Raw genomic sequence first — 24,947 nt, 5'->3', positions numbered from 1 at the left:
GCTTAATTTACATTTAATTCAGGAAAATATTTTCCTGAATTTTTTTTATTCTACTTTAAACTTTCTTTTATCTTTAAGCTTTTTAGGAGTTTTTCTATTCAAGGATATTGAATCTGTTTTAGATTCAAAATTTACAACTATGGTTGTATAAAATATAAATAATCTAGAGTTCAATAGATTTTTTTATGTTGGAGAGATAAGTCGTCTTTGGTTGCCGAAAAATGTTTAAAGATCTTCAGGTCACGACATTTGTCGTGGGTAGGATGATAGCCTTCTATCAACTCTTGCCATTCTTCTAAATTGTGGACAATGAGCTGTCTTGGTTTATTCTTCATTTGATTTGCTAATAAAATTTGAATTTAAGGAAATAATATGGAAAAAAAATCTAGCCAAAGTTCGATTTAAAGAATCAAAAACAGAATGCCAGTCGAAATCGGTAGAATAAAAAAATCCCATCGCATTGATGGGATTCTTATCGCTCCTCCTGCTGGGCTCGAACCAGCGACCCTCTGATTAACAGTCAGATGCTCTAACCAACTGAGCTAAGGAGGAATGACCTTTTTTTGTGATTTTTTGAAGTCTTTTCTTGACTTTGCTCCTCCTGCTGGGCTCGAACCAGCGACCCTCTGATTAACAGTCAGATGCTCTAACCAACTGAGCTAAGGAGGAATTTATTCGTTTTTGTGAGTGCAAATATAGCTCAAAATATAAAACTACCAAATTTGGCATCAACTTTTTTTACCAATAAGCTTGTTTTTTAGGGCAATTGTTTGATAATGAATATTTTTTGAAATCTGATTTATTGGAATTATTTTAGCATCTAAAACTCGAGTTTTGACAAAGAAAAATAATTTGATTCTCCTCCTCATTCAAGGAATTTTGTCGTTGTTATCTGGCATTCTGATCTCTAAAATGTCTTGGATTGGTAAAATCGGGATCTCTGTATTTTATCGAGATTATTTAATTTTCCGGTCGTGGTGGAAAACAGCTTTGGTCATCTTTGCCATCATGCTTTTTCTCAACTTGGTTTTCTACCTGTTTCAACAGCTGATCGGTCTCAGGGCGAGTAGAATCTTGGCAATCGTTCTCTTCCATGTGGGTTTATTCGGGCTGATGTATACCTTTTACGATTTCAATTATACCGCACATCGATACCTCAAAAGCTCTTTTCATTTTGGTGCTTATCTTTTTTGGATCAATTGGATGACGAGTTGTATCTTTTTTATTTTGAAGAAAAAACAGACGGTGTGATTTTTTAGGAATAAAAAAATCCACTCGCGTGAGTGGATATTTTTTTTAATTGGACTCGTTGTACAGCGTGTTTTTATTGCGATCGAGAAAATTGAATTGCAGGTATTTGTAGGCGTCGCGTGGTACAATTTTTACCCACTTTTTGTATTTCATCAACCATTTGAGCTGAATGCTTGGAAAACCTTGCTTCAGATAAGCGGCAACAAATGGGTGTACATGCAACGACATATTGGTCAAATCCTTATTCTTTCGATCCATGATTGCTTGAAGCGTTTCGTTGATGCGGTCGATCACCACAATTGGCGCTTCTATTTCATCTTCCTGATTAGGATTTTCTTCTGTTGTGGTGTAATTGAGTTCTGGTCTTACACGTTGCCGTGTGATTTGGATAAGACCAAATTTACTCGGTGGTAAAATCTTATGCTTTGCTTTGTCTTTTGCCATTTCGGCGCGTAGGTGTTCGAACAATTCTTTTTTATGTTCAGACGATTTCATATCGATGAAATCGACCACAACAATACCGCCCATATCTCGCAGTTTCAGCTGACGCGCTATTTCCGAAGCTGCGACTTTGTTCACTGCAAATGCCGAATCTTCTTGATTCTTACTATTACGAGAAATATTCCCAGAGTTCACATCTATTACGTGCAGGGCTTCGGTATGTTCGATAACCAAATATGCTCCTTTGGATTGTGGGATGGTCACGGTTTTGCCAAACGCCAATTTTATTTGACGTTCGATATTGAATTTCTCGAAAATTGGTACGTGTGCATCATCGTAATATTTGACAATGTTCACTTTTTTTGGGGCGATGTATTGCAGATAATCGACCATTTCGTGGTACAATGCTTTATCGTCTACCGAGATTTTTACAAAATCATCGTTGAAATTGTCTCGTAAGATAGACGATGCCCGATCCATCTCGTCTAAAATAAGACTTGGCGCTTTGTTTTTGGAAATGTTTTGGTATAATAGTTTCCACTTTTTCAACAAATAATTGAGGTCTGCTTGCAGCTCATCAGCTTTCTTTTCTTCTGCTACCGTTCGGATGATGACGCCAAAACCTTCCGGTTTGAAGCCTTCTAAGATTTTAATCAAACGGTCGCGTTCTTCTCGATTTCTAATCTTTTGCGAGATCGAAACTCGATCCGAAAAAGGCACCAATACAATGTAGCGTCCGGCAATAGAAATCTCGGAGGTGATTCTCGGTCCTTTGGTATGGATGGGTTCTTTGGTAATTTGTACCATCACCAAATCACCGGGCTGAAAGACTTCGGTAATCGACCCATTTTTGTTGATATCTTTCTCTATTTTGAAATTCTTCAACAAATGAGTTTGTTGCTTTTTCTGTGCTACTTGCTTGGTAAACTGAAAAGAAGATTTGATTTGCGGTCCCAAATCGTGGTAATGCAAAAAAGCATCTTTGTTGTACCCTATATCGACAAAACAAGCATTGAGGCTTGGTGCTAATTTTTTGATTTTACCCAAGTAGATATCACCCACAGCAAAACCTTCATCGCTCGAGTCCTGATGCAATTCCATCAACCGTCCTTCTTCGAGAACAGCGATTCTTACATCCTGATTTTGTGCTGATATTACTAACTCTTTATTCATCAAAAAATTATGTTCTAAAATTAAACACAAAAGCACTTTTCAGTATGCATTACTCGAAAAGTGCTATTCAAAAAGATTAAAAATAATTTAAACTCAATCGTCAAATTATTTTTTCTTTTTGTGTCTGTTAAGACGACGACGTTTTTTTCTTTTGTGAGTCGCTACCTTATGTCTTTTACGTTTTTTTCCGCTTGGCATATGTCCTAAATTTTATAATAATTATTTAACTGCTACTTTTTCTTTTACGCTATCAACAAAACTTTTCGCTGGCTTGAAAGCTGGTACATTGTGTGCTGGGATGATAATCGACGTCCCTTTGGTAATATTGCGACCTGTTTTCTCTGCTCTTGTTTTTATAGTGAAAGATCCAAATCCTCTTAAGTAAACATTCTCACCAGACTCTAAAGACTTAATCACTTCATCCATAAACGATTCTACTACCCTTTGAGTATCACTCTTTTCAAGCCCTAACTTACTTGAAATATTGTTTACTATTTCTGCCTTTGTCATAATTTCTCTTTATTATTCTTAATTTTGAAAGCGGATGCAAATATAATAATTGTAATTTTTAAAAAAAAGTTATTTGGACAAAATATTAACTATCAACTTATTGATATTGGATTGGTATGGGCATCATCAACGGCATTTGCCTTGGCGTGAATCAAAAAACCCTTATTTTATCTGGCTATCGGAAATTATTTTGCAACAAACAAGGGTAGAACAAGGCATGCAATATTACCTCAACTTTACTACGCATTATCCTACTATCGAATCACTTGCAAACGCCAGCGAACAAGAAATCTTGAAACTCTGGCAAGGACTTGGGTATTATACGCGCGCAAGAAACTTGCACCATACAGCACAAACTGTTTATAGAGATTACAAAGGTCTGTTTCCTGATAATTTTTTAGAACTAAAAAAACTAAAAGGCATTGGCGATTATACTGCTGCCGCTATTGCTTCTATCTGTTTCAACGAGGCTATTCCTGCGCTAGACGGTAATATGTATCGCGTATTTGCTCGATATTTTGGCATCTACGACGACATCGCCTTACCAAAAACTAAAAAAGTTTTCTTTGAGCTCGGAATATCCATTATCGATAAAAATCACCCTGGAGATTTCAATCAGGCAGTGATGGATTTGGGCGCAACCATCTGCAAACCCAAAAATCCGCTATGCACAGATTGCCCGCTGAACGACTCCTGTTATGCGTTGCAAAAGAAAGAACAAGACCGTTTGCCTGTAAAATCTAAAAAAATAAAAGTGAAGGATCGATTTTTTCATTTTTATTTACTGTCGAATGCTGATCATTTTCTTTTGACCCATCGCACACAAACTGATGTTTGGCAGCATTTATACACGCTTCCGCTCGTAGAACAAGCAGAGGAACCTCTATCGCCTTTTGGGCTCGCCGATTTCGAAAAAACTTACCTCTACGAAGAAAAACACATCTTGTCTCATCAAAAATTATGGATCCGATTCTACACCATCGATTTGGATGAAAAAACATACGAGCAAATCAGAAAAACAAATAATTTTATCAGCATCAGTAAAAAGCAGCTTGATCAATATCCGTTACCAAAACCCATCGAAAAGTTTATGAAATTAAAATATTTCAACTAAATTTGTTTGAAACCACAATTTCAGTGTTATGAACGGAACTACCAATAAAGTATTGCTAATCGGGAATTTGGGTGACGATGTGAAGATTCATCATTTCGATGACGCCAATTGCATCGGTCGTTTTCCTATTGCTACGACAGAAGCCTACACCTCTAGAACAGGAGAAAGGATTACCGAAACAGAGTGGCATAACATTGTTACGCGTAACAAATTGGCAGAATTGTGTGAAAAATACCTGAAAAAAGGCGATAAGGTTTTTGTAGAAGGTCGCATCAAGACCAGAAAATGGGAAGACAACGGACAAACCCGTTACACCACCGAAATCGTGGCGAATTCCATTGAGTTTTTGACTCCGAAATCAGACAGTCATTCGGCTGGCAATACCAGCTCGAACAGTTCGTCTTTTAGCCAAAACACCAATCCCAATCAGCCCGAAACCTCTTCGAATTTTACACAAGAAGAAGACGACGATTTGCCATTCTAAGCTATAGAATATCCCGAGAAAGAAAAATGAAGAGAGCAACCCGATATTGTACGCAATTGATCAATTGCATTGCGTTGTTTTTTGCCGTCGCAAGCTTTGTTGCTTGTCACCAAAACGAACAAGCGAAACCTTTGGGAGAAGTACGATTAGAATATCCGAAAGCAAAATATCAAAAATTTGATACCGAGTGTCCTTACACCTTCGAGTATTCTACCTTGGCAAAAGCAATGTTGAGCCGAAAAGGCGCCTGCCAATACACCATACATTATCCCAAAATGAAGGCTAATATTTTCCTCACTTATTTCCGTCTTCGATCCCGAGAAGACCTCATCGAAAAGATAAAAGAGTCGGAAAAATTTGTGCAAGAACAAACGATAAAAGCAAGTTATATCTCACCAAGAGAGTTCTCCTATCCGGCGCATCGGGTCTACGGAACTCTATTCGAGCTGGGTGGCGAATCTGCAATCAATTACAAATTTCATGTCACCGACAGCGTCAAGAATTTCATTTCGGGATCGGTTTATTTTTCTGCAAAACCAAATCCAGATTCCCTAGCTCCGGCGGTTCAATATATCGAAAAAGACGTGATGAAGTTGATCGAGACCACACAATGGAAAAATTAAACCCGTATTCTCGATAATTTCTTCTAATTTTGTGGCTTCAAAAAAAATTAAAAAAATTTAAAAAATGGCAATACAGATAGCACAATTAATGCTGAGTTTAATGCTTCTCGTGATGCTTCACGAATGGGGTCATTACGTCACAGCAAAATGGTTTGGTGTACGTGTTGAGCGATTTTTCATCTTTTTCGATTGGAAATTCGCTTTATGGAAGAAAAAAATTGGCGATACCATTTACGGAATAGGCTGGCTGCCGCTCGGTGGTTATGTAAAACTAGCGGGGATGATCGATGAAAGCATGGATACCGAGCAAATGAAACGCGATCCACAACCCTGGGAATTTCGTACAAAACCAGCTTGGCAAAGACTGATCATCATGTTGGGTGGTATCATCGTGAATATCTTGTTGGCAATCGTCATCTTTTGGGGATTGTTGATGAAGAATGGCGAATCGTATTTAGACGTGAACAAGATGGAATATGGTATCATTACCGATTCTATTCATCAAAACACAGGGCTGAAAACGGGAGATATTCCAATTGGTGTAAATGGGATAAAATACGATAACCTCGCCGAGATCACGAAAGAAGCCATGTTGGATGGCGAATCTCTACAGGTATTACGAGACGGAAAAGAAATCAGCCTCGCAATCGATAAAGAATTTAGTAAAAAAATCATCGAGTCAAAAGGTGCTTTTTTCACCCCAGATTTTCCGTTCGTCATTGATTCAGTTACTGAAAAATCGGCTGCAGAAACAGCTGGAATCTTGAAAGGCGACAAAGTTGTAGGCATCGATGGTAGAACCATTCATACGCGCGGTGAGCTTGACCAATGGTTGAGCAACTACAAAGGTAAATCTTTTCCGCTTACCGTAGATCGTAATGGCGACGAGGTAGAATTGATGGCGACGCTAGACAAAACAGGGAAACTAGGCGTGATTACTACTCCCGAAACAACGTATTTGGCGAGCCTTGCCAACACTAGAGAAATGGGCGCTCTCGAAAGCATGAAAGCTGCTGTGAACAAAACATTTGGGTCTGTTTTTACCCAAGTACGCGGTATCAAAACCATTGCAACCATGGAGGGTGGACGCAAACAAATTTCGGGTCCAATTGGCATGGTAAATCAAATGCCCACTTCGTGGAATTGGACTTTCTTTTGGTCTTTCACGGCGGTGATTTCTGCGTGGTTAGCATTCGTTAATCTATTGCCCATCCCTGCCTTAGACGGCGGTCATGCTGTGTTTGCATTGTACGAAATCATTACCGGTCGCAAACCAAGTGATAAATTCTTAGAATATGCACAAATGGCAGGTTTCATCATCATTTTAGGATTGATGATTTTCATCTTCGGAAATGATATTTTAAACCTATTTAATAAATAATTCGAGTGAAATAATTCTCCACAAAAAATCCCGAAATAAATCGGGATTTTTTTATGCGCATTCGCTTGTGATTATTCTTCAGTATTGGCTTGTTTATTTTGTCCCTCGCTGGTTCGCTTTTCCAATTCGGCTTGTATATCTTCTATTACAGGTTTTACGGTAGATTCGGGTATATCAGACACTCGAATATACATCAGACCATCGATGGCATCGTTGAACTTCGGGTCGACATTGAACGCAATGACCTTGGCGTTTTGTTTGATGTATTTTTTGATCAAAACAGGTAAGCGAAGCATATTGGGTTCCAACTCATCGATCAATTTATCAAACTTGTTCAAATCGGCTTGTGTATCAAAAAGCAACGATCGATCTTCCTCTTTCAACCTCACTTTATATTCATTCTTGGCGTGTACATATTGCGATACAATAGAATCGTAATAGTGCGAACGCATGAACTCGATCATCAACGACTTCGAAAAATCTGAGAACTGATTGCTAATGCTCACCCCACCAATAATGAATTTTTGTTGCGGATTTCGCAAAGTAACGTGTACAATTCCTCGCCAAAGCAGAAACAACGGCATGGGTTTTTGTTGATAATCTTGTACAACAAAAGCTCGCCCCATCTCGATACATTTCTTGAAAAACGGATGAATCTCTGGTTCGAAATTGAACAATTCGTTGACATAAAAACCTTTTACGCCAAATTTCTCGTACACCTCTGCCCCCAAAGCCATGCGATACGCCCCAACAATACGAGAATTGTCTTTGTCCCACAAAATAAGATGATGGTAATGATTGTCGTACCAATCCAAATCGATTTCATGATTGGTTCCTTCGCCCACAGCCCTAAAGGTAAGTTCTCGCAAACGCCCTATTTCTCGCAAAACATTTGGAATATCTTTTGCCAAAGCAAAATAACATTCGTACTGATTACTGGTAAAAAGCAAACTGAGCGGATCTTGTCTCAACTGCTCAAAGTCTGACTTTACCAATGCTGGATCGGTCTGCGAAATAATCTCTTTGGGCTTAGAAGCTCTTGACAATTGCGGAATAAACTGTGGAATAATCTTCGATGGTAAAGATGGAATGGTTGACGGAATCTTCTTGATGTTGTCGATAGAAAGATTCTCGCGAAAAGAGTTTTTCTTACCATAATAAGACGATAAGATATAAATCTTCTTGCGCAAAAACATTCGCAACTGATCTACATCTTCATATTCTGCCAATATTTTGGGTATAATGGGTTTACCTATACGAATCCTGATCGGTTTGGTTCTTTTCTTGATCATTTCCGAAGGCAACATCGCCGTCTGCAAATCGGGATGCAATTTCGAAACCCGATAAAAAAAAGCACTGTTTCGAGACCTGAAGTACATGGGGATTACAGGCACATTGGCTTTTTGCACCAAGCGAATCACCGAATTTTGCCATTGGCGGTCTACAATCTCTCCTGTGTCGTCTTTGTAAGAAACCTCACCTGCTGGAAAAATTCCTAAACTTCCGTTTTCTTTCAGATGTTTGAGAGCAGCTCGCAGACCGCTTACACTGTTGTAAACCTCTTTTCGAGTTTCGAATGGATTTACGGGGATAACGATCGGATTTAAGGGTTCTATTTTTTGCAACAAAAAATTCCCCATAACCTTGAAATCGGGTCGAATTTTTCTTATGGCATGCATCATGATGATGCCGTCCAAGGCGCCTAACGGATGGTTGGACAACAAGATGAACGGTCCTGTTTTGGGTATTCTCGACAAATCTTCGGCGTGTATTTCATAATCTACGTCGATGTCATCCAACAGATAATCTAGAAACTGGTCGGCTTCTAGGTGTTTTCCTCTGTCGTAGATGGCATTCAGCACATTTAGCCGTGTCATCATTTTCACACTCCAAGCGAGCGGTTTCCCGAGTAAACCAAATTTTTTCAGTCCCAAACCTTGGTATATGTCATTGGTAGATACGAGTCCCATATTATGCTTTGGTCACGATTTGCAAAGTTTCTTTTAGTGTCTGCCTCAGAAGTTCTCGTTCGAGTGGTAGAACTTTTTCTGAGTGCTCATCAAAATGCCGAATGGTATACAAATTCACCTGCTCATCGTGTTGTATGTTATACATTTTATCCAATTTGTTGAGTAATTCTTTCAGATTGCCGTATTTATCCTCTACACATAAAGATAAGCTAATTGCTGAATTTTGCATCAAATTTACTTTAATTTTTGCATCATACAACTGATTGAAAATTCCGCTCAATTTATCTTCTGTAATAAACGAAAAATCTTTACTCGAGAACCGAACTAAATGTTGATCTTTTTTCAGGATGAAACACGAAATTTTGGGTTCGAGCGGAGCGCCTTTTTTTATGGCTGTTCCAGAATCGGTTGGGTTGATAAATGATTTTACAAAAAACGGAATCTCTTTATTCTGAAGCGGTTGCATGGTTTTGGGATGAATCACCGAAGCACCGTAATATGCCAATTCGATAGCCTCTTCGTACGAAATGTGATTCAACAAAACTGGATCCGAAAAATACCGCGGGTCGGCATTCAACACCCCTGGCACATCCTTCCAAATTGTCATGCTTTGGGCGTCTAAGCAATACGCGATAATCGCAGCCGTGTAATCTGAACCTTCTCTACCCAATGTGGTAGTAAAATGGTTTTCGTCTGAGCCTAAAAATCCTTGCGTAACGTAGAGCTTTCCGCTTTCGATGGTTCGAAAATTCTTTTCTGTTTCGTCCCAATTCACCTTACCTTCGCGATAGTTGTTATCAGTTTTCAAATAATCGCGCACGTCCAACCACGTATTCGCTATTCCAGTTTGGTTGAGGTAAGCGCTTATAATACGGGTAGAAGCCAACTCGCCATTGCAAACAACCTGATCGTAAACATAGCTATAATTGGGCGACTTGTTTCTTCGTAAAAACGAAACGATGTCGCTGAAAAAGATTTTGAGTTCTTGGTTTATTTTGGTCTGATCATCGAAAAGTTCTTTCACAATCTCGAGGTGAAATGCTTCGATTTCGTGAATTTTCTTTTCGTAATCTTGTTCATCAAAATACAATTGCACCACTTCTTCTAGCGCATTGGTCGTTTTACCCATTGCAGAAACCACCATAAAAGTATCTTCACAGCCGACTTTCTCTAGCAATATTGCTACATTTTTCACACTGTCTGCATCCTTTACAGATGCTCCACCGAATTTATAAACTTTCATTTGATAACATTTCTGTATACAAATATACTCAACTGTTTCTATTAAAAATTGAGAAACCTAATCCCTGAAAATGTTTTTTTAATCGACTTTCAAAAGCTAAAATATCTTAGTATTTTTGAAGCAAAAACACAATAACAATTATGCCTACAAATACACATACCACCTTGGGCGAATTCATCATCCAAAAACAAGATGATTTTATCTATTCGAGTGGAGAGTTGAGTCGCTTGTTGAGCTCGATCAAATTAGCGACAAAGGTTGTAAACTACAAAGTAAACAAAGCTGGTTTGGTAAACATATTAGGTGAATATGGAAACGAAAACGTACAAGGAGAAAAACAACAAAAATTAGATGTTTTTGCCAACGAGGTTTTTATCGAGACGCTTTCGCAACGCGAAGTAGTTTGCGGTATCGCCTCTGAGGAGAATGAAGATTTTATCGAAATCCATTGCGGCACCAATGCAAAGAACAACAAATATGTGGTATTGATTGATCCGCTAGATGGTTCTTCGAATATTGATGTGAATGTGTCGGTTGGTACTATTTTTTCGATTTATCGTCGCATTTCAGAACCTGGAACTCCCGTGACTTTAGAAGACTTCCTTCAACCAGGAAATCAGCAAGTTGCCGCAGGCTATATCGTTTACGGAACCTCTACCATGTTGGTTTATACCACAGGAAATGGGGTAAACGGATTTACTTTGAATCCTGGAATCGGAACGTTTTACCTTTCGCATCCCGATATGACCATTCCCGAAAACGGAAATATCTATTCGGTAAACGAAGGAAATTATGCCAAATTTCCGCAGGGTGTGAAACAATACATCAAATATTGTCAGGCAGAAGAAGATGAGCGTCCTTACACCTCTCGCTACATCGGTTCGTTGTGTTCAGATTTTCATCGCAACATGCTCAAAGGCGGTATTTATATTTATCCGTCTGGAACGAACAATACCAATGGAAAGCTGCGTTTGTTGTACGAATGCAACCCGATGGCTTTTATTGCCGAACAAGCAGGTGGAAAGGCTTCTGACGGCTTCCAAAGAATTTTAGACATTCAGCCAACAGAGTTGCACCAACGCGTGCCTTTCTTCTGTGGTTCTAAAAATATGGTCGAAAAGGCTGAAGAATTCATGGCAAATTACAAAGACGCCTAGTCATACAATTCGATTAATCAAATAAGCCGTCTCATAAAAGAGGCGGCTTATTTGATTATTGTTTAATACGATTCTTAATCGTTTAGTTTCAATACGGCTAAAAAGGCAGATTGCGGAACTTCTACTCGTCCAATTTGGCGCATTTTCTTTTTACCTGCTTTTTGCTTTTCTAATAATTTACGCTTACGCGAAATATCTCCACCGTAACATTTTGCTGTCACATCTTTGCGAAGAGCTTTTATGGTTTCGCGCGCAATAATTTTCGCTCCTATCGCCGCCTGAATCGGGATGTCGAATTGCTGACGCGGTATGAGTTCTTTGAGTTTTTCGCACATTTTTTTACCTATCGTATAGGCATTGTCTACGTGAATCAATGCAGAAAGAGCGTCTACTATTTCTCCATTTATCATGATGTCTACTTTTACCAATTTCGAAGCTTTCATACCCGAAGGCGCATAATCGAATGATGCATAACCTTTTGAAATCGATTTCAGTCTGTCATAAAAATCAAATACAACTTCTGCCAACGGCATATTGAACACCAACTCTACGCGATGTTGGGTAAGGTAATTTTGCGATTGCAATTCTCCCCGTTTTTCGATACACAAACTCATTACCGGCCCCACAAATTCAGATTTTGTAATGATGGCAGCTCGTATATAAGGCTCCTCTACACGATTGAGACCAGCCGGATCGGGCAACTCAGACGGGTTGTGTACTGGAATGGCTTTTTCGGGGTCTTTTTCTAAATAAGCTTCGTACGACACATTGGGCACCGTGGTAATCACCGTCATATTGAACTCACGCTCGAGACGTTCTTGAATAATCTCTAAATGCAACATTCCCAGAAAACCACAACGGAAGCCAAAGCCTAGGGCAGCCGACGACTCTGCTTCGAACGTTAGCGAAGCGTCATTCAGGCGCAACTTTTCGATAGAAGAGCGCAAGTCTTCATAATCTTCTGAATCTACTGGATAAATCCCAGCGAAAACCATAGGTTTCACTTCTTCGAAACCTTCGATTGCCGCCTCTGCCGGATTGTCTACGAGTGTGATGGTATCCCCAACTTTTACCTCCGAAGCGTCTTTGATACCCGAAATGATATAACCCACATCGCCAGTTTTGATGACTTTTTTCTCAACTTGGGTCAGTTTCAACGTACCAATTTCGTCGGCGTGGTATCTTTTTCCAGTTGCCATGAATTGTACTTCGTCTCCTTTTTTGATTTCACCGTTGACCACTTTGTAGAAAGCCTCTATCCCACGAAACGGATTATAAACCGAGTCGAAAATCAGCGCTTGTAAAGGGGCATTTGGGTCGCCTTGCGGTGCAGGAACTTTCTCGATAATCGTCTGCAACAATTCTTCTACGCCCTGCCCTGTCTTTCCGCTTACGCGCAAAACATCGCCAGGGTCGCAACCCAACAAATCTACAATATCGTCGGTTACCTCTTCTGGATTGGCAGAAGGAAGGTCTATTTTATTCAAAACCGGAATGATTTCTAAATCATTCTCTAAAGCTAGATAAAGATTTGAAATCGTTTGGGCTTGGATGCTTTGTGCAGCATCTACAATCAACAAAGCCCCTTCGCAAGCAGCAATCGAACGAGAAACCTCATAAGAGAAATCCACGTGACCCGGAGTGTCTATTAAATTTAAAATATATACTTCACCATCTTTTTCATATTCCATTTGGATGGCGTGCGATTTGATTGTGATTCCACGTTCACGTTCCAAGTCCATATCGTCTAAAGTTTGATTTTGCAACTCGCGGTCAGAAACCGTTTTGGTTACTTGCAATAGACGGTCGGCCAAGGTGCTTTTACCATGGTCTATATGGGCGATAATACAGAAATTGCGAATATTTTTCATACTTTTTTTGTCGAATAGGCAAAAATAATCTTTTCCGTTCAGAGTACAAGAAATTTCATTCAATTCGAACTAAAACTTTTTTGCGTTTATTAAAAATAACAATTTTCTATCTTTGAATCAAATAATATTTCGCTATGCAGAATCCAGAATCATTGAGCAAGGTTGCCGAATTTCATTCGACTTTTCAACATCCAATTTTAGAAACCCCACAAATTCCTGCTGTATCTCGCAGTCAATTGCGGGTAGATTTATTAACCGAAGAGCTGAAAGAATTGCAACAAGCCATACAAGACAACGATTTGGTAGAAGTTGCCGATGCGCTTTGCGACTTGCAATATGTGTTGGCTGGAGCGGTTTTGGAGTTTGGATTGAAGGATAAATTCAACGATTTGTTCAATGAGGTTCATCGTTCGAATATGAGCAAAGCTTGCAAAACAAAAGAAGAAGCCGAAGCTACAATGCAATTTTACCTCGATAAAGATGGCACAGAAAGTTATGTGAGCGAAATCGATGGATTGTTTTTGGTTTTCAGGAAAAGTGATCATAAAACGCTGAAATCGGTGAATTATTCTCCGGCTGATTTGAGGAAAATTTTGGCGAAATAATTTCTTATAATACTGAACTTCAATATATTTTAAAATACAAAAGCAAACCCAAAATAGATTTGCTTTGATGGTCATATTTTCGTTTGTAAAAACTAGTCGATTTATTCGATCGATTTGTTTTCTTCTTGCCTAGAGCTTACCGATTTGTCTTCTGCAACGCCTGCTTTCCAATAAGAATAGGCGTAGAGTTCTTCTTTGGTCCAATTCAATTCTTTTCGAAAATAGAATCGAAGTTCTTTTACGGTAGAAAACTCGGCTGCCACATAGGCAAATTTACTGGATGTGTTTGGAATTTTCTTTGCTTTAGCAATTTTTGCCAATTCACTTCCGTTTGCTGGATGCGGATTATGAATCCATTCTAGACGAATGCCTTGCGGTTTTGGTAAACTTTGTTCGTCTTCTTTTGTTGGCGTTTCGAGCAGGGCAATGCCTTTGGCATTTTCTGGTAATGATTCTAGAATTGAAGCAATTACAGGGATTGCTGTTGCATCTCCAATCAAGAAATACCATTCGGTTGGCGGGTACAATTCTGCTTTCAATAATTTCATGGCGACACCAATTTTATCTCCCTTTTTGGCATTTATAGCCCAAGCAGAGGCCGGCCCGTTTTCGCCATGATGAATAAAATCTATCTGCAATTGATTTTTTTCTACGTCTATATAGCGGTGTGTATAGGTGCGAACAATAGGGCGTAGATGTTCTTCTGCTTGGATAAAATCTTTTCCATTTTCTGCTATGGTTGGAAAATAGACTTTATCTACTCCTTTGGGCGGAATCATTATTTTATTGTTAACGCCCAAGGTGCATCCTGCAAAAGGTGTAACATCGTCGCATTGCAAAGTAACCCGTATGTAGTGTGGTGTAATGTATTCTTTTCGAACCAATTCGAATTCTTTATCTGCTATGTTTGGTTTGTTCATATTTTATTGGTTTAAGTTTTGTTTAATTTCGTCTATCATCATTTTTGTAGAAATCAGTCCGCCCCCAGAAAGATACCATACTTGTGGGTTAAGGTAAATGATTTTTCCGTTTTTATAGGCGTTGGTTTGCTGAATGAGGGTGTTTTCTATTTCTTTTTTGTTGGTTTCTACTTTGTTTATAATAGCAGAGCGGTCTACAACGAACAGGTAATCTGGGTTTAGATTTTCTATAAATTCGTTAGAAACTGGTTGCCCGTGTGTGGCTATATCTAAATCTTCTACGGCTTGTTTTACACCCAAAACATCGTGCAAAAATCCAAAACGAGAGCCTTTTCCGTAGGCACTAAATTTGCCATTATTGTGCAGGATAATCAATGCTTTTTTATCATCGTTTGCCAAGAAGTCTTTTTCGGTTTGTATTTCTTGCTTCAGCTGATTCACTTTCTCTTTTGCTTCTTTTTCTTTGCCGAAAATTCTACCCAATTGAAGGGTGTTTTTTTCGAAAGAATTCATATAATCCTTATAATCTACCTGCATGTAAATTGTAGGTGCAATAGACGACAACTCTTCGTAGGCTTGTTGCAAGCGAGCAGAAATGATAATAAGATCTGGATTCAGAGCGTTTACTTTTTCATAATTGGCTTCCTTCACAGATCCTACATTCTCTATACTAGCATCTTGAGCATATTGTTGCAAATGTTCTGGTAAGAAATCTTTTGGGACTCCGACTATTTTCACACCCAATTGATCTAGAGTTTCTATAGAACCTATGTCAAAAACAACAACGCGTTCTGGATTTTCTTTTACTGGTGTTGTACCCAATTCGTGAACGATTTCTACGGTCTGCGCATTGTTGTTTTCTGGCTTTTCGTTTTTGTTACATGCACCCAAAAGCAATAGTACAGAGAGCATCGATAATTGAATTAAATTCTTCATGATATAGTGTGTTTTAAAGATTAAAATAATTGCAAATTCGTTGATTGTTTCGTTCGATAACTTCGAATTCGAGATCGAAAATTTCTTTAAGATTTTCAGCAGAAATTACTTCTTCGGTTGGTCCTTTTAGAATAACTTTTCCTTCTTTCAGCGCAATGATGTAGTCTGAATAGTTGGCCGCAAAATTGATTTCGTGTATCACAATGATTATGGTTTTTCCTTTCTCTAGTGCCAAGCGTTTTAAGGTTTTCATTACTCTTACAGAAAGCTTCATATCTAAATTGTTGAGCGGTTCGTCTAGCAGGATATACTCGGTATCTTGAGCTATCACCATGGCAAGAAAAGCACGCTGCCGTTGGCCACCACTAAGCTCATCTAGATAGCAATTTCTATAATCTTCGAGTGAGCAAAAAGCAATAGCTTCCTGTATTTTTTGGCGGTCTTCTTCGGTTAACTTACCTTTAGAATAAGGAAATCTCCCAAAGGCAACAAGGTCTTCTACGGAGAGTTTCAGCTCTAAATGGTTGGTTTGTTTCAGGAAAGAAAGATGTTTAGCCAACTCTTTATTTTTTATCTTGAAAAGATCCTGGCTGTTTAGAATTATAGTGCCTTTGTCTTTTTCTATTAGTCGACTTATGATGGATAAAAGTGTACTTTTTCCTGCTCCGTTTGGTCCAATAAGAGATGTGATTTGATTTTTTGGAATATCAAAATCTATCCCGTTGAGTATGTTTCGTTTACCGAATTTTTTGTGTATATCTTTTACTTCTATCATTTTCTTTGAGTTGATTTTAAGACGATATAAATGAAATAGACGCCTCCAATAAAATTGACGACAATGCTGGTGGTGGTCGAAAAATTGAAAAAATGTTCAACCATCGTTTGTCCGACCAATAAAAACACACAAGCAATGAGGCTGCACAACCAAACCATGTGGCGATGTTTTGGCGTTGGAAAAAGCTCATAGCAAATATTGGTTACCATGATTCCTAAAAAAGCAATTGGTCCGACTAATGCAGTTGAAACAGAAACCAATACAGAGATTATGAGCATATAAATCTGTATCAGTCGATTGTAGTTGAGCCCGAGACTGATGGCGTTTTCTCTTCCCAAAGCTAGGACATCTAAGTATTTGAGAAATGGTTGGGCAATCGTTAACGTAATCAGGGTAATGATTGTTGCGATGTAGAGCAAAGAGGTATTCATTTTATTGAAAGAAACAAACATATAAGCCTCTATCATCGAGAACTCGTTTGGGTCGATAATAATTTGTATAAACTGGCTTAGCGTACCAAAAAGTGTCCCCAGCACCAAACCAATCAATAACAAATGGTAAATGTTGTTTTTTCCTTTCTTGAACAGGATAAAATACATGACAAAAGAAAACAGCATCATAAAGGCGATAGACAGAAAAAAATTATCATTTTGGTTGACAATCTTGAAGGTTTTGTCGCCATACAAAAAGACCATAAAAGTCTGAAACAATATAAAAACCGCCTCATATCCCATGATAGCTGGGGTGAGAATTTTGTTGTTGGTAATGGTCTGGAAAATTAGAGAAGAATACCCGACAGCTATGCCAACCAAAATAATAGAGCTAAGCCTTATGAGTCTTCTTGGTAATACATAATCTAAATTTGATCCCGTGCTGTAAAACATAAAAAGCCCCACAACAGCAAGGAATATACCGCAAAGAATAAGGCTTCTTTTTCGCAACATTTCGTTCATTATGCTTTGCGTTTTAGGATTAGAAAAAAGAAAAACACCCCTCCTATCACCCCTATTGTAAGACCTATCGGTATTTCGTAAGGGTAAATAATCACCCTGCCTATCAGGTCACAAACAATCAAGAAAATAGCTCCGTAAAGAGCAGTGTACGGAAGTGTTTTTTTCAGGTTATCACCATGAATCATGCTCACCACATTTGGTATTACGAGTCCCAAAAAAGGTATTGCTCCCACAGTAACCACTGTAACACTTACAGTGAGAGCAACACAAAACAAACCTAAATAGACTATACTTTGGTAGTTGAGTCCCAAATTTTTAGAAAAGTTTTTTCCCATACCCACCACCACAAATTCGTTGGCATATAAATAAGAAATAAGCACTGCTGGCAAAATGAAATAAATAGACTCGTAATTGCCTTGTAGAATTGAAGAAAAATCACCCATCATCCAAGATTGAACATTTTGCACAATATTGTTTTTATAGGCGTAAAAAGTAGAAATAGCTCCAATAATATTGCCGTACACAATGCCGATAAGCGGAATAAAAATTACATTTTTCGTACGTATTCTTCTTATCATTACAATAAAAATACAGCTGGCTAAAAGTGTAAAAACCAAAGCAATAATTGTTTTTCCAAGAGACGAAATATGCTGAAAATACACTATACTGAACAATATTCCCATTTTTGCCGCTTCAATAGTTCCGGCGGTAGAGGGTGCTACAAATTTATTTTGGGCAATTTGCTGCATAATAAAACCAGCAATACTAAGACCAACGCCAGTAAGGATAAGCGTTATTGTTCTCGGTACTCTACTGATTCCTAAAACCAACAACTCGTCTTCAGACAAAGAAAAAAAAGAACGTATCGGAATTTCCTTTACTCCCACAAATAGCGAAAGTACGCTGCACAAGACCAAAATTAAACTCAAAAATAGAATCCTCACTCCCCTTTATTTAGACTTAATAAAAGCAAAAATAGATTTTAATTATGTTATAATACAATAAGCATGAGATAAATAAATTATATAAGGTATAAGAAAATGTTATAATTTTGAGGCATGCTTTGGGATAATATTATCGGACAGACAGAAATTGTACAAAAACTGCGAGAATCCATCGACGAAGGTCGTGTGAGCCATGCACAATTGTTTATTGGTCCCGAAGGTTCGGGTGCTTTGCCTCTGGCAATTGCTTATGCCCAACAGGTTTTGTGCGGTATTAATAACGCTAATTGCTTACTAAAAGTGAAAAACTTGCAACACCCTGATTTGCATTTTTCGTATCCGTTCAACAAAGCCAATGACGAGAAAGATCCGGTTGCCAAAAACTACCTCAACCAATGGCGTGAATTCGTTACAGAAAATCCGTACGGAAATTATTCTGATTGGATGAAACATCTCGGAATCGAGAAAAAACAAGGAATCATCAACGTCAAAGAATCAGAAGAAATTGTAAAAAGCTTATCGCTCAACAGTTACGAAGGCGGTTATAAAATCATGATTATTTGGCATGCAGATATGATGAATACAGAGGCCGCCAACAAATTGCTGAAAATCATTGAAGAGCCACCGCAAAAAACCTTATTTATACTTACCGCCGAACGCGAAGATTCTATTTTACCCACCATCTTGTCGAGATGTCAGACCGTAAAAATTCCACGATTGCGTGATGCAGATATAGAACAATACCTGGTGCAAAAGCATCAAGTAGAACCCAATCGAGCCCAACAAATTGCTTTCATGGCTCAAGGAAATTTGCGTGTTGCCGTACAACAATTGGGCGAAGAAGACGCTGTTTTCGATCGTTATTTTGTAAGCTGGGTGCGCAATGCTTTCTTGGCTGCCAAAAAGCCTGCTGTGCTCAAAGACCTCATCAAATGGTCGAATGATATTGCTGCTTGGTCACGCGACGAACAAAAAAACTTCTTGACGTATTGCAGCGAAGTTTTTCGTCAAGCCCTGTTGCGTAATTATCAGGTAGACGAAGTGGCTTACCTCCAAATAAAATCAGAAGGTTTCAAGTGGGACGGATTTTCTGGGTTTATCCACGGTGATAATATTCTCGATATTTTGAACGAAATCAACGAAGCGGCTTATCATATCGAACGCAACGGGAATGCAAAGATTATTTTGTTCGATCTTTCGATCAAACTCACCCGTTATCTACATCGTAAAGTTGTCCGCAACTAAGGATAAACTTTCTGGTAGAATGCCATTAAGGCTGCCAACACTTCAGGGTAAGCCTCCAAATAGCTCATATGCCCTGTGTTGAGCTCTAAAACTTCGGTATTTGGCTGATTTGGAATCACTTTTTTCAACTCTTCTGGGTCAACGGCTTCGTCTTGTGAACCCAAAATAATCAATTGAGGTTTCGAAAATTCGGCAAGCACAAAAGTTCGATCTGGACGCAAACGCATTCCGCGCAAAGCGCCTTGTACACCTGCTACAGAAGTCTTCTTGGCAATGGATTTCACAAAATCTATTTCGTCGCGCAACTCTTCCAACCTATCTTTTGCAAACAGATTTGGGATGCTCAGGTTGATCAACGCATCGAAATATTGGGCTGCGGTGTCTACGGCTTTCAGACGCTGCTCTTTTTTGGCTTCATTGTCAGGCAATGTGGTTGAGTTGAGCAACACCAAACTGTCGACACGCTCGGGATATTTCTCTACCAAAGCCAAACTCACATAACCTCCCATCGAATGTCCACAAAGCGAAAAATGTTCTACCCCGATTTCGTTCAAAATCTTTATCACTTCCTCTCCCATCATATCCATGGTATTGGTTGGCGAGAGATTTGGCGATTGCCCATGCCCAGGCAAATCGATGAGAATTACCCGATGGTTTTTGGCAAGCTCATCTGCCAAGTCGTACCAAATTTTCATACTTTCGAAGTAGCCGTGCAAAAAAACTAGTGTTGGAGCTTTTTCACCCATTTGTTCGTAATACAGCATCAGAAATTTTTTATCTTTTAAAACTGATACAATTTATAAATATGAGTTGAATTTGCTTATGTTTAATTTTAAAAATAATTAATTTCGTATCAAAATTATTCGATTTGAGAGATTTACTTTCCATTTTGGTTTTGATTTGCATTATGGGATGCCACCGCGAAAAAACGCCTCGCATCCATCCCAGTCCAACTGGTGTGAAAAAAGAATATGCACATTTGATTGCCAAACCAAAGACTGAGCCCGAAGAAATCACCAAAACTGCAGTTGCCAAAACCAATAAAACGATAAAGAAAGTTGCACCAAAAAAGAACACAACAGTTGCAGCAAGTCCAAACAACACCACCGATACCTTGGAGTTTGTCTATGCCAAAACAAGTCGTAAACTTTCGAAACTTGGCAAGCAGACCAACTCGTTTGTCTTCGATACCAACACAGCAAACAAGCTCGAAATCGAACTCGTTGCGCCAGATTCTGCGGCAAATATTCACATTGCACAGCTTTACGGTCCCGATGGTATAAAAGCTGGTCCATTTGGCAAAAAAATAGAATACGCATTGCCCGCAAAAGGTGTTTATAAAGTTTTGATTGCCGAAAATCCTCAACAAAATCGCGCCTACAACGGTGAATACGAAATAAAAATGAAATTGAAGTGGTGATATTGGATTGGATGCAGCTGGAATAGGTTTGCCAATTTGCTGACCAATCACATGGCTGCAAATCGCTCGTTTGTAGTGTAAAAGTAGTAACTTTGTGGCACTGCTTCCGAATTGGTCTCTACCCTCTTCGATGGCAATCAAATACAAATCGATATGCTAGAAAAGAAAAATATTGCGACTATTGAAGATGTTCAACAATTGGTGGATACGTTTTATGGAAAGGTGAGAAAAGACGATTTGATTGGCCCAATTTTCGAACGCGTTATCGGGGACCGTTGGGGTGAGCATTTGTCTAAAATGTACCAGTTTTGGGAGACCGTTCTTTTCGACCATGCCTATACCTATAAAGGTCGACCTTTTCCGCCGCATATTCCGTTGGGATTAAAAGCTGAGCATTTCGAACGTTGGATTGCTATTTTCGAACAGACTTTGAGTGAATTGTTTATCGAAAACGAGGTGAGCCAAAAAGCAAAGAAACAGGCGAATACCATGGCAACATTGTTCCAAAGTAAATTAGCCTATTTTGATAAAGAAGGTTTGACTCCACTTGGTTAATCTTTTATAATCGTTCCAACTCCATCAACACTTGGGCTACTGCTTGGTCTTCTGCTGTCGGAAACTGAAATACATCGGATTTCACCTCTTGGATGCGCTGGATAATTTTTTTGATGGTGGCAACTTTTTCTACTTGATTTTTTGAATAGAAATATTTTGCTGCTTTTGCGAAAGCTAAAATATTTTTATTCTTCAAGTCGAATGCCAGCAAAAACAAATCTCGTTCTTCGTTTTCTTCCAACAAAATTGCCAATTGCTCCGAATTTATTTTGTAATAAGTATGCAACATTTCATCAAAATAAAAATCGAACTGCGACACCGCCTCTTGGTATTGTTCAATATCGAGCAACTTGCCGAGCATTTTGCCCAATTCTTCGATGTATTTGGCAATAAAATCTCTTTTCAGCATCAGTCCAATTTTTTGGTTAACTTATCCATTACTTTTTTTGGGTTTTTTTTGAGGTATAAAATTTTGTAAACAGCCGCAATAATCGGTATTCGCACCCGATATTGATCTTTGAGCTCATATACGCCTTTTGTAGCATAATAACCTTCGGCAACCATATTCATCTCCAAGATAGCTGATTTTACCGTATAGCCTTTTCCAATCATATTCCCAAACATGCGGTTACGTGAGAAAAATGAATAGCCCGTAACCAACAAATCTCCTAAATAAGCCGATTCGTTGATGTTGCGATCAAGCGGATCTACGACATCCAAAACCCTTTCCATTTCTCGAATAGCGTTGCTCATCAGTACTGCATGGAAGTTGTCTCCATAACCTAGCCCATGCGCAATACCCGCTGCAATGGCAAAAATATTTTTCAGAATTGCCCCATACTCTGTACCAGTGACATCGTGCGTTGTTTTGACCTGAATAAAATCGCAACGCAGACAATTGGCAATGGTTTCGGCAATGGCTGTATCTTGGTGAGCAACAGTAAGATACGACAAGCGTTCGAGGGCAACTTCTTCAGCGTGGCATGGACCACTTACAACCGCAAGATTGTCATCCGACAGATTGTGATGTTTTTTCAGAAAATCATTTACCGTCTGATAGTGTTCTGGTATGATTCCTTTGATCGAGGTGATCACTATTTTGTCTCTGAACCCAACATTCAATGGCTCTAAACATTTTTCTACAAAAATCGAAGGGACAACGAAAAAAATGATGTCGCTATTGAAAACAACTTCGTTGATATCAGTAGAAATATTGAACTGATCTGGGTTGAATTCAACATCGGTAAGATAAGTTGGGTTGTGTTTGGTTCTGATGAGGTTTTCTTTCACAAATTCATCTTTCACCCACCAATTGATGGTTTCGATGTTTTTGCTGAGAATTTTAGCAATTGCAGTCGCCCAACTGCCGTTACCAATGAGCCCTATACGATAATGATCTTGTTGCATCGTTTTTGATTGTTTGAGCCTACAAATATACTATATTTAGAGTCAGTCTTGTTTTGAGATTTGAAAAAGAAATCTCAATTTTGTTTTACTATTTAGATTACAGCTTTGTATAAAAAACTTTTAAGCGAAACCATCATTTACGGAATGGGTGCGGTATTGCCGCGGTTGATTGTCTTTATCCTCACGCCGTTCATTGTTGCACAAGTCAACAGCGAAGAATATTCGCAATACAGCCAATTGTATGCCGCTGTTTCGTATCTGAATGTGATTTTGACCTTTGGCTTCGAAACTGCTTTTTTTCGATTTGCCTCGCAAGATGGTTTGTACAAAAAATCGCTGAACAATTCGTTTTGGTTCATGTTTGCAACTGCAAGTTTGTTTATTTTGTTGGTCTATTTGCTGGTCAATCCTTTAGCTACATGGGCAGATTACGAAAATCATCCAGAATACCTCAAATGGTTTGGTTGGATCATCTTTTTCGATACCTTGACGGTGATTCCTTTCGCTACGCTCCGATTCAACAACCAACCGATACGATATGCTTTGATTCGGATTGTTACCAGTAGTTTTCAAGCGATTTTGACCCTCGTTTTTTTGTATTGGATAAGCGACAATTGGCTGAGCAGCATCGGGTTGAAAGAAAAAATATCGTATACTTTCTTTGCAAACTTTGCGGCAAGTGTTTTGGGTTTCCTCCTGCTTGTGCCACAACTTCGTCACGTTTCTTTTAGTTTCGAATGGACTTTATTCAAAAAGATGTTTCACTACGGTTATCCTATCATGTTTGCAGGTTTGGCGTTCGTGACCAACGAAAATTTAGATAAATTAATTCAACGAAATATCATCCCAGAAGCAGAAGCTGGAGCTTATAGTGGCGTGTACAAAATCGCCATGATTCTTACGCTATTCGTTACCGCTTACCGCATGGGCGTAGAACCTTACTTCTTCAAAGTATCTGACCAAAAAGACAGCAGAAAGACTTATGCCGATATTTTACTGTATTTCAGCATTGTGTGCAATATTGTAATCATCGGCGTCATCGCCAACTTGGGGTGGTTAAAATACATTCTCCTCAACAACGAGAGCTATTGGATTGCCATGGATATCGTACCGATTGTACTGATTGCTAATTTATTTTACGGAATTTATTTTAACCTTTCTACTTGGTACAAAGTATCAGACAAAACCTATGTTGGCACCATCATTTCGCTCATCGGTTGTGCCATTACCATCGTAATGAATTTATTTTTGCTGAAAAAATACGGATTCATGATTTCGGCTTGGGCTACACTATTGGCATATGCCACCATGATGATCATCTCCTATATTTGGGGACAAAAAGAATACAAAATTCCTTATCAGACCAAAAAAATAACTTTTTATACCCTAATCGCCATTATTTTTACCTGTCTAGCTTATTATGTTTTTAATGCCAATATACTCATTGGAAATCTTTTCTTAATCTTGTATCTTGCGATGGTGTTTTTCATCGAAAAAGCAAGTATAAAACTTAACAAAAGTACATCATGAAAATAAAGATCATCAACCGATCAAAACACGCTTTACCCGAATACAAAACCGCTTTATCTGCTGGTATGGATTTGACGGCTAACCTCGAAGAAGATGTGGTATTGAAACCTTTGGAACGCAGGCTGATCGCTACCGGATTATCTATCGAGCTTCCGGCAGGTTATGAAGCACAAGTAAGACCAAGAAGCGGACTTGCCTACAAAAATGGGGTAACTGTACTCAACACGCCCGGCACTATAGATGCCGACTACAGAGGCGATATCGGTGTGATACTCATCAACCTATCCAATGAAGAATTTGTAGTAAAAGACGGTGAACGCATCGCACAATTGGTAATCGCAAAACACGAAACCATCTCGTGGGAAATCACAGAAAACCTATCAGACACCGTGCGTGGAGAAGGCGGCTTCGGTAGTACTGGAAAATAATGAATTTACAA

The 24,947-nt window shown here is 38.8% G+C and carries 26 protein-coding genes and 2 tRNA genes; 12 read left to right on the top strand and 16 right to left on the bottom strand.

Going from position 1 to position 24,947, the window contains the following annotated elements; translation table 11 throughout:
* Window positions 1-170: 170 nt before the first annotated feature.
* From BN8061_RS11860 to BN8061_RS04310, 3 genes are all read right to left on the bottom strand, one after another.
* Window positions 171-335, bottom strand: coding sequence for a hypothetical protein (locus tag BN8061_RS11860; RefSeq protein WP_154662250.1), 165 nt, complete (start codon window positions 333-335; stop codon window positions 171-173).
* Between the two features lie 143 nt (window positions 336-478).
* Window positions 479-552, bottom strand: a tRNA-Asn gene (locus BN8061_RS04315).
* Window positions 553-595: 43 nt separating this feature from the next.
* Window positions 596-669: transfer RNA gene (locus BN8061_RS04310), tRNA-Asn, on the bottom strand.
* A 165-nt stretch (window positions 670-834) separates the two neighbouring features.
* Between BN8061_RS04310 and BN8061_RS04305 the strand changes: the two genes are divergently transcribed.
* Window positions 835-1,251 carry a hypothetical protein gene (locus BN8061_RS04305; protein ID WP_068596811.1) on the top strand — a complete coding sequence of 139 codons (417 nt, stop codon included), beginning with the start codon at window positions 835-837 and terminating at the stop codon, window positions 1,249-1,251.
* Between the two features lie 45 nt (window positions 1,252-1,296).
* Here the strand turns inward: BN8061_RS04305 and BN8061_RS04300 are convergent, their stop codons facing one another.
* Together BN8061_RS04300 and BN8061_RS04295 are read right to left on the bottom strand one after the other, a co-directional pair.
* Window positions 1,297-2,865 (bottom strand): Rne/Rng family ribonuclease, encoded by a 1,569-nt coding sequence (locus tag BN8061_RS04300; RefSeq protein ID WP_068596809.1) that lies wholly within the window; start codon window positions 2,863-2,865, stop codon window positions 1,297-1,299.
* Between the two features lie 219 nt (window positions 2,866-3,084).
* A complete protein-coding gene (locus BN8061_RS04295) occupies window positions 3,085-3,375 on the bottom strand; it encodes an HU family DNA-binding protein (protein WP_068596807.1) in 291 nt (96 codons plus the stop codon).
* 73 nt (window positions 3,376-3,448) lie between these two features.
* Between BN8061_RS04295 and mutY the strand changes: the two genes are divergently transcribed.
* The 4 genes from mutY to rseP all read left to right on the top strand — a co-directional run bounded on the left by mutY (window position 3,449) and on the right by rseP (window position 6,977).
* On the top strand, window positions 3,449-4,489 hold the full coding sequence (gene mutY / locus BN8061_RS04290) for an A/G-specific adenine glycosylase (RefSeq protein WP_068596805.1): 1,041 nt from the start codon (window positions 3,449-3,451) through the stop codon (window positions 4,487-4,489).
* Between the two features lie 28 nt (window positions 4,490-4,517).
* Window positions 4,518-4,973 carry a single-stranded DNA-binding protein gene (locus BN8061_RS04285; RefSeq protein ID WP_068596803.1) on the top strand — a complete coding sequence of 152 codons (456 nt, stop codon included), beginning with the start codon at window positions 4,518-4,520 and terminating at the stop codon, window positions 4,971-4,973.
* 26 nt (window positions 4,974-4,999) lie between these two features.
* Window positions 5,000-5,596, top strand: coding sequence for a gliding motility lipoprotein GldD (gene gldD, locus BN8061_RS04280; protein ID WP_235802682.1), 597 nt, complete (start codon window positions 5,000-5,002; stop codon window positions 5,594-5,596).
* A 64-nt stretch (window positions 5,597-5,660) separates the two neighbouring features.
* Window positions 5,661-6,977 carry an RIP metalloprotease RseP gene (gene rseP / locus BN8061_RS04275; RefSeq protein WP_068596801.1) on the top strand — a complete coding sequence of 439 codons (1,317 nt, stop codon included), beginning with the start codon at window positions 5,661-5,663 and terminating at the stop codon, window positions 6,975-6,977.
* A gap of 71 nt (window positions 6,978-7,048) precedes the next feature.
* Here rseP and BN8061_RS04270 read toward each other — a convergent pair whose 3' ends face one another.
* Together BN8061_RS04270 and BN8061_RS04265 are read right to left on the bottom strand one after the other, a co-directional pair.
* The gene (locus tag BN8061_RS04270) at window positions 7,049-8,947 is read right to left on the bottom strand and encodes a lysophospholipid acyltransferase family protein (RefSeq protein ID WP_068596800.1); all 1,899 of its coding nucleotides are present in this window, start codon (window positions 8,945-8,947) and stop codon (window positions 7,049-7,051) included.
* A gap of 1 nt (window position 8,948) precedes the next feature.
* A complete protein-coding gene (locus BN8061_RS04265; RefSeq protein ID WP_068596797.1) occupies window positions 8,949-10,190 on the bottom strand; it encodes an aspartate kinase in 1,242 nt (413 codons plus the stop codon).
* Window positions 10,191-10,330: 140 nt separating this feature from the next.
* On the opposite strand from BN8061_RS04265, the gene fbp reads away from it, so the two are divergent.
* Window positions 10,331-11,347: a class 1 fructose-bisphosphatase gene (gene fbp / locus BN8061_RS04260; protein ID WP_068596795.1), complete on the top strand. Its 1,017-nt coding sequence runs from the start codon at window positions 10,331-10,333 to the stop codon at window positions 11,345-11,347.
* A 74-nt stretch (window positions 11,348-11,421) separates the two neighbouring features.
* Here fbp and lepA read toward each other — a convergent pair whose 3' ends face one another.
* Window positions 11,422-13,218, bottom strand: coding sequence for a translation elongation factor 4 (gene lepA / locus BN8061_RS04255; protein WP_068596793.1), 1,797 nt, complete (start codon window positions 13,216-13,218; stop codon window positions 11,422-11,424).
* 134 nt (window positions 13,219-13,352) lie between these two features.
* Here lepA and BN8061_RS04250 point away from each other — a divergent pair, with 134 nt between their 5' ends.
* The gene (locus tag BN8061_RS04250; protein WP_068596791.1) at window positions 13,353-13,823 is read left to right on the top strand and encodes a pyrophosphohydrolase domain-containing protein; all 471 of its coding nucleotides are present in this window, start codon (window positions 13,353-13,355) and stop codon (window positions 13,821-13,823) included.
* A 101-nt stretch (window positions 13,824-13,924) separates the two neighbouring features.
* On the opposite strand, the gene BN8061_RS04245 is transcribed toward BN8061_RS04250, so the two are convergent.
* Genes BN8061_RS04245 through BN8061_RS04225 form a run of 5 tightly spaced genes read right to left on the bottom strand, consistent with a single transcriptional unit; the run spans window position 13,925 to window position 18,351 of the window.
* Window positions 13,925-14,743: a siderophore-interacting protein gene (locus BN8061_RS04245; RefSeq protein WP_068596789.1), complete on the bottom strand. Its 819-nt coding sequence runs from the start codon at window positions 14,741-14,743 to the stop codon at window positions 13,925-13,927.
* Between the two features lie 3 nt (window positions 14,744-14,746).
* Complete coding sequence (locus BN8061_RS04240) at window positions 14,747-15,679, bottom strand: siderophore ABC transporter substrate-binding protein (protein ID WP_068596787.1); 933 nt, start codon at window positions 15,677-15,679, stop codon at window positions 14,747-14,749.
* A gap of 13 nt (window positions 15,680-15,692) precedes the next feature.
* Window positions 15,693-16,454 carry an iron ABC transporter ATP-binding protein gene (locus tag BN8061_RS04235; protein ID WP_068596785.1) on the bottom strand — a complete coding sequence of 254 codons (762 nt, stop codon included), beginning with the start codon at window positions 16,452-16,454 and terminating at the stop codon, window positions 15,693-15,695.
* A complete protein-coding gene (locus tag BN8061_RS04230) occupies window positions 16,451-17,407 on the bottom strand; it encodes an iron chelate uptake ABC transporter family permease subunit (RefSeq protein WP_094745853.1) in 957 nt (318 codons plus the stop codon). Before BN8061_RS04230 ends, BN8061_RS04235 begins: the two co-directional genes overlap by 4 nt.
* Window positions 17,407-18,351 carry an ABC transporter permease gene (locus BN8061_RS04225; RefSeq protein ID WP_068596783.1) on the bottom strand — a complete coding sequence of 315 codons (945 nt, stop codon included), beginning with the start codon at window positions 18,349-18,351 and terminating at the stop codon, window positions 17,407-17,409. The genes BN8061_RS04230 and BN8061_RS04225 overlap by 1 nt, the downstream gene beginning before the upstream one ends.
* Window positions 18,352-18,465: 114 nt before the next feature.
* On the opposite strand from BN8061_RS04225, the gene BN8061_RS04220 reads away from it, so the two are divergent.
* Window positions 18,466-19,596: a DNA polymerase III subunit gene (locus tag BN8061_RS04220; RefSeq protein ID WP_068596781.1), complete on the top strand. Its 1,131-nt coding sequence runs from the start codon at window positions 18,466-18,468 to the stop codon at window positions 19,594-19,596.
* Here the strand turns inward: BN8061_RS04220 and BN8061_RS04215 are convergent.
* A complete protein-coding gene (locus BN8061_RS04215) occupies window positions 19,593-20,360 on the bottom strand; it encodes an alpha/beta fold hydrolase (protein ID WP_068596780.1) in 768 nt (255 codons plus the stop codon). The genes BN8061_RS04220 and BN8061_RS04215 overlap by 4 nt on opposite strands.
* 104 nt (window positions 20,361-20,464) lie before the next feature.
* Between BN8061_RS04215 and BN8061_RS04210 the strand changes: the two genes are divergently transcribed.
* Both BN8061_RS04210 and BN8061_RS04205 read left to right on the top strand, forming a co-directional pair.
* Complete coding sequence (locus tag BN8061_RS04210; RefSeq protein ID WP_154662249.1) at window positions 20,465-21,016, top strand: hypothetical protein; 552 nt, start codon at window positions 20,465-20,467, stop codon at window positions 21,014-21,016.
* Between the two features lie 153 nt (window positions 21,017-21,169).
* Complete coding sequence (locus tag BN8061_RS04205) at window positions 21,170-21,571, top strand: group III truncated hemoglobin (protein WP_068597932.1); 402 nt, start codon at window positions 21,170-21,172, stop codon at window positions 21,569-21,571.
* A 4-nt stretch (window positions 21,572-21,575) separates the two neighbouring features.
* On the opposite strand, the gene BN8061_RS04200 is transcribed toward BN8061_RS04205, so the two are convergent.
* Window positions 21,576-21,980, bottom strand: coding sequence for a hypothetical protein (locus BN8061_RS04200; protein WP_068596776.1), 405 nt, complete (start codon window positions 21,978-21,980; stop codon window positions 21,576-21,578).
* Window positions 21,980-22,978 carry an NAD(P)H-dependent glycerol-3-phosphate dehydrogenase gene (locus BN8061_RS04195; protein WP_068596774.1) on the bottom strand — a complete coding sequence of 333 codons (999 nt, stop codon included), beginning with the start codon at window positions 22,976-22,978 and terminating at the stop codon, window positions 21,980-21,982. Before BN8061_RS04195 ends, BN8061_RS04200 begins: the two co-directional genes overlap by 1 nt.
* Before the next feature lie 105 nt (window positions 22,979-23,083).
* Between BN8061_RS04195 and BN8061_RS04190 the strand changes: the two genes are divergently transcribed.
* A complete protein-coding gene (locus BN8061_RS04190) occupies window positions 23,084-24,508 on the top strand; it encodes a lipopolysaccharide biosynthesis protein (protein ID WP_094745852.1) in 1,425 nt (474 codons plus the stop codon).
* Complete coding sequence (gene dut, locus BN8061_RS04185) at window positions 24,505-24,936, top strand: dUTP diphosphatase (protein WP_068596772.1); 432 nt, start codon at window positions 24,505-24,507, stop codon at window positions 24,934-24,936. Before BN8061_RS04190 ends, dut begins: the two co-directional genes overlap by 4 nt.
* Window positions 24,937-24,947 lie beyond the last annotated feature (11 nt).

Source organism: Vaginella massiliensis (assembly GCF_900089075.1).
Taxonomy (GTDB): Bacteria; Bacteroidota; Bacteroidia; order Flavobacteriales; family Weeksellaceae; genus Weeksella; species Weeksella massiliensis_A.
Note: the sequence above shows the minus strand (reverse complement) of the source record. Positions and strands in the feature narration are given on the sequence as shown.

Excerpts from the sequence above, each read along its gene's own strand:
- BN8061_RS04250 (WP_068596791.1), top strand. The coding sequence starts at position 13,353 with ATGCAGAATCCAGAATCATTGAGCAAGGTTGCCGAATTTCATTCGACT.
- rseP (WP_068596801.1), top strand. The coding sequence starts at position 5,661 with ATGGCAATACAGATAGCACAATTAATGCTGAGTTTAATGCTTCTCGTG.
- dut (WP_068596772.1), top strand. The coding sequence starts at position 24,505 with ATGAAAATAAAGATCATCAACCGATCAAAACACGCTTTACCCGAATAC.
- fbp (WP_068596795.1), top strand. The coding sequence starts at position 10,331 with ATGCCTACAAATACACATACCACCTTGGGCGAATTCATCATCCAAAAA.
- BN8061_RS04285 (WP_068596803.1), top strand. The coding sequence starts at position 4,518 with ATGAACGGAACTACCAATAAAGTATTGCTAATCGGGAATTTGGGTGAC.
- BN8061_RS04270 (WP_068596800.1), bottom strand. The coding sequence starts at position 8,947 with ATGGGACTCGTATCTACCAATGACATATACCAAGGTTTGGGACTGAAA.
- BN8061_RS04235 (WP_068596785.1), bottom strand. The coding sequence starts at position 16,454 with ATGATAGAAGTAAAAGATATACACAAAAAATTCGGTAAACGAAACATA.
- BN8061_RS11860 (WP_154662250.1), bottom strand. The coding sequence starts at position 335 with ATGAAGAATAAACCAAGACAGCTCATTGTCCACAATTTAGAAGAATGG.
- BN8061_RS04265 (WP_068596797.1), bottom strand. The coding sequence starts at position 10,190 with ATGAAAGTTTATAAATTCGGTGGAGCATCTGTAAAGGATGCAGACAGT.
- BN8061_RS04295 (WP_068596807.1), bottom strand. The coding sequence starts at position 3,375 with ATGACAAAGGCAGAAATAGTAAACAATATTTCAAGTAAGTTAGGGCTT.
- BN8061_RS04220 (WP_068596781.1), top strand. The coding sequence starts at position 18,466 with ATGCTTTGGGATAATATTATCGGACAGACAGAAATTGTACAAAAACTG.
- BN8061_RS04245 (WP_068596789.1), bottom strand. The coding sequence starts at position 14,743 with ATGAACAAACCAAACATAGCAGATAAAGAATTCGAATTGGTTCGAAAA.
- BN8061_RS04215 (WP_068596780.1), bottom strand. The coding sequence starts at position 20,360 with ATGCTGTATTACGAACAAATGGGTGAAAAAGCTCCAACACTAGTTTTT.
- BN8061_RS04200 (WP_068596776.1), bottom strand. The coding sequence starts at position 21,980 with ATGCTGAAAAGAGATTTTATTGCCAAATACATCGAAGAATTGGGCAAA.
- lepA (WP_068596793.1), bottom strand. The coding sequence starts at position 13,218 with ATGAAAAATATTCGCAATTTCTGTATTATCGCCCATATAGACCATGGT.
- BN8061_RS04240 (WP_068596787.1), bottom strand. The coding sequence starts at position 15,679 with ATGAAGAATTTAATTCAATTATCGATGCTCTCTGTACTATTGCTTTTG.
- gldD (WP_235802682.1), top strand. The coding sequence starts at position 5,000 with ATGAAGAGAGCAACCCGATATTGTACGCAATTGATCAATTGCATTGCG.
- BN8061_RS04195 (WP_068596774.1), bottom strand. The coding sequence starts at position 22,978 with ATGCAACAAGATCATTATCGTATAGGGCTCATTGGTAACGGCAGTTGG.
- BN8061_RS04230 (WP_094745853.1), bottom strand. The coding sequence starts at position 17,407 with ATGAACGAAATGTTGCGAAAAAGAAGCCTTATTCTTTGCGGTATATTC.
- BN8061_RS04205 (WP_068597932.1), top strand. The coding sequence starts at position 21,170 with ATGCTAGAAAAGAAAAATATTGCGACTATTGAAGATGTTCAACAATTG.
- BN8061_RS04300 (WP_068596809.1), bottom strand. The coding sequence starts at position 2,865 with ATGAATAAAGAGTTAGTAATATCAGCACAAAATCAGGATGTAAGAATC.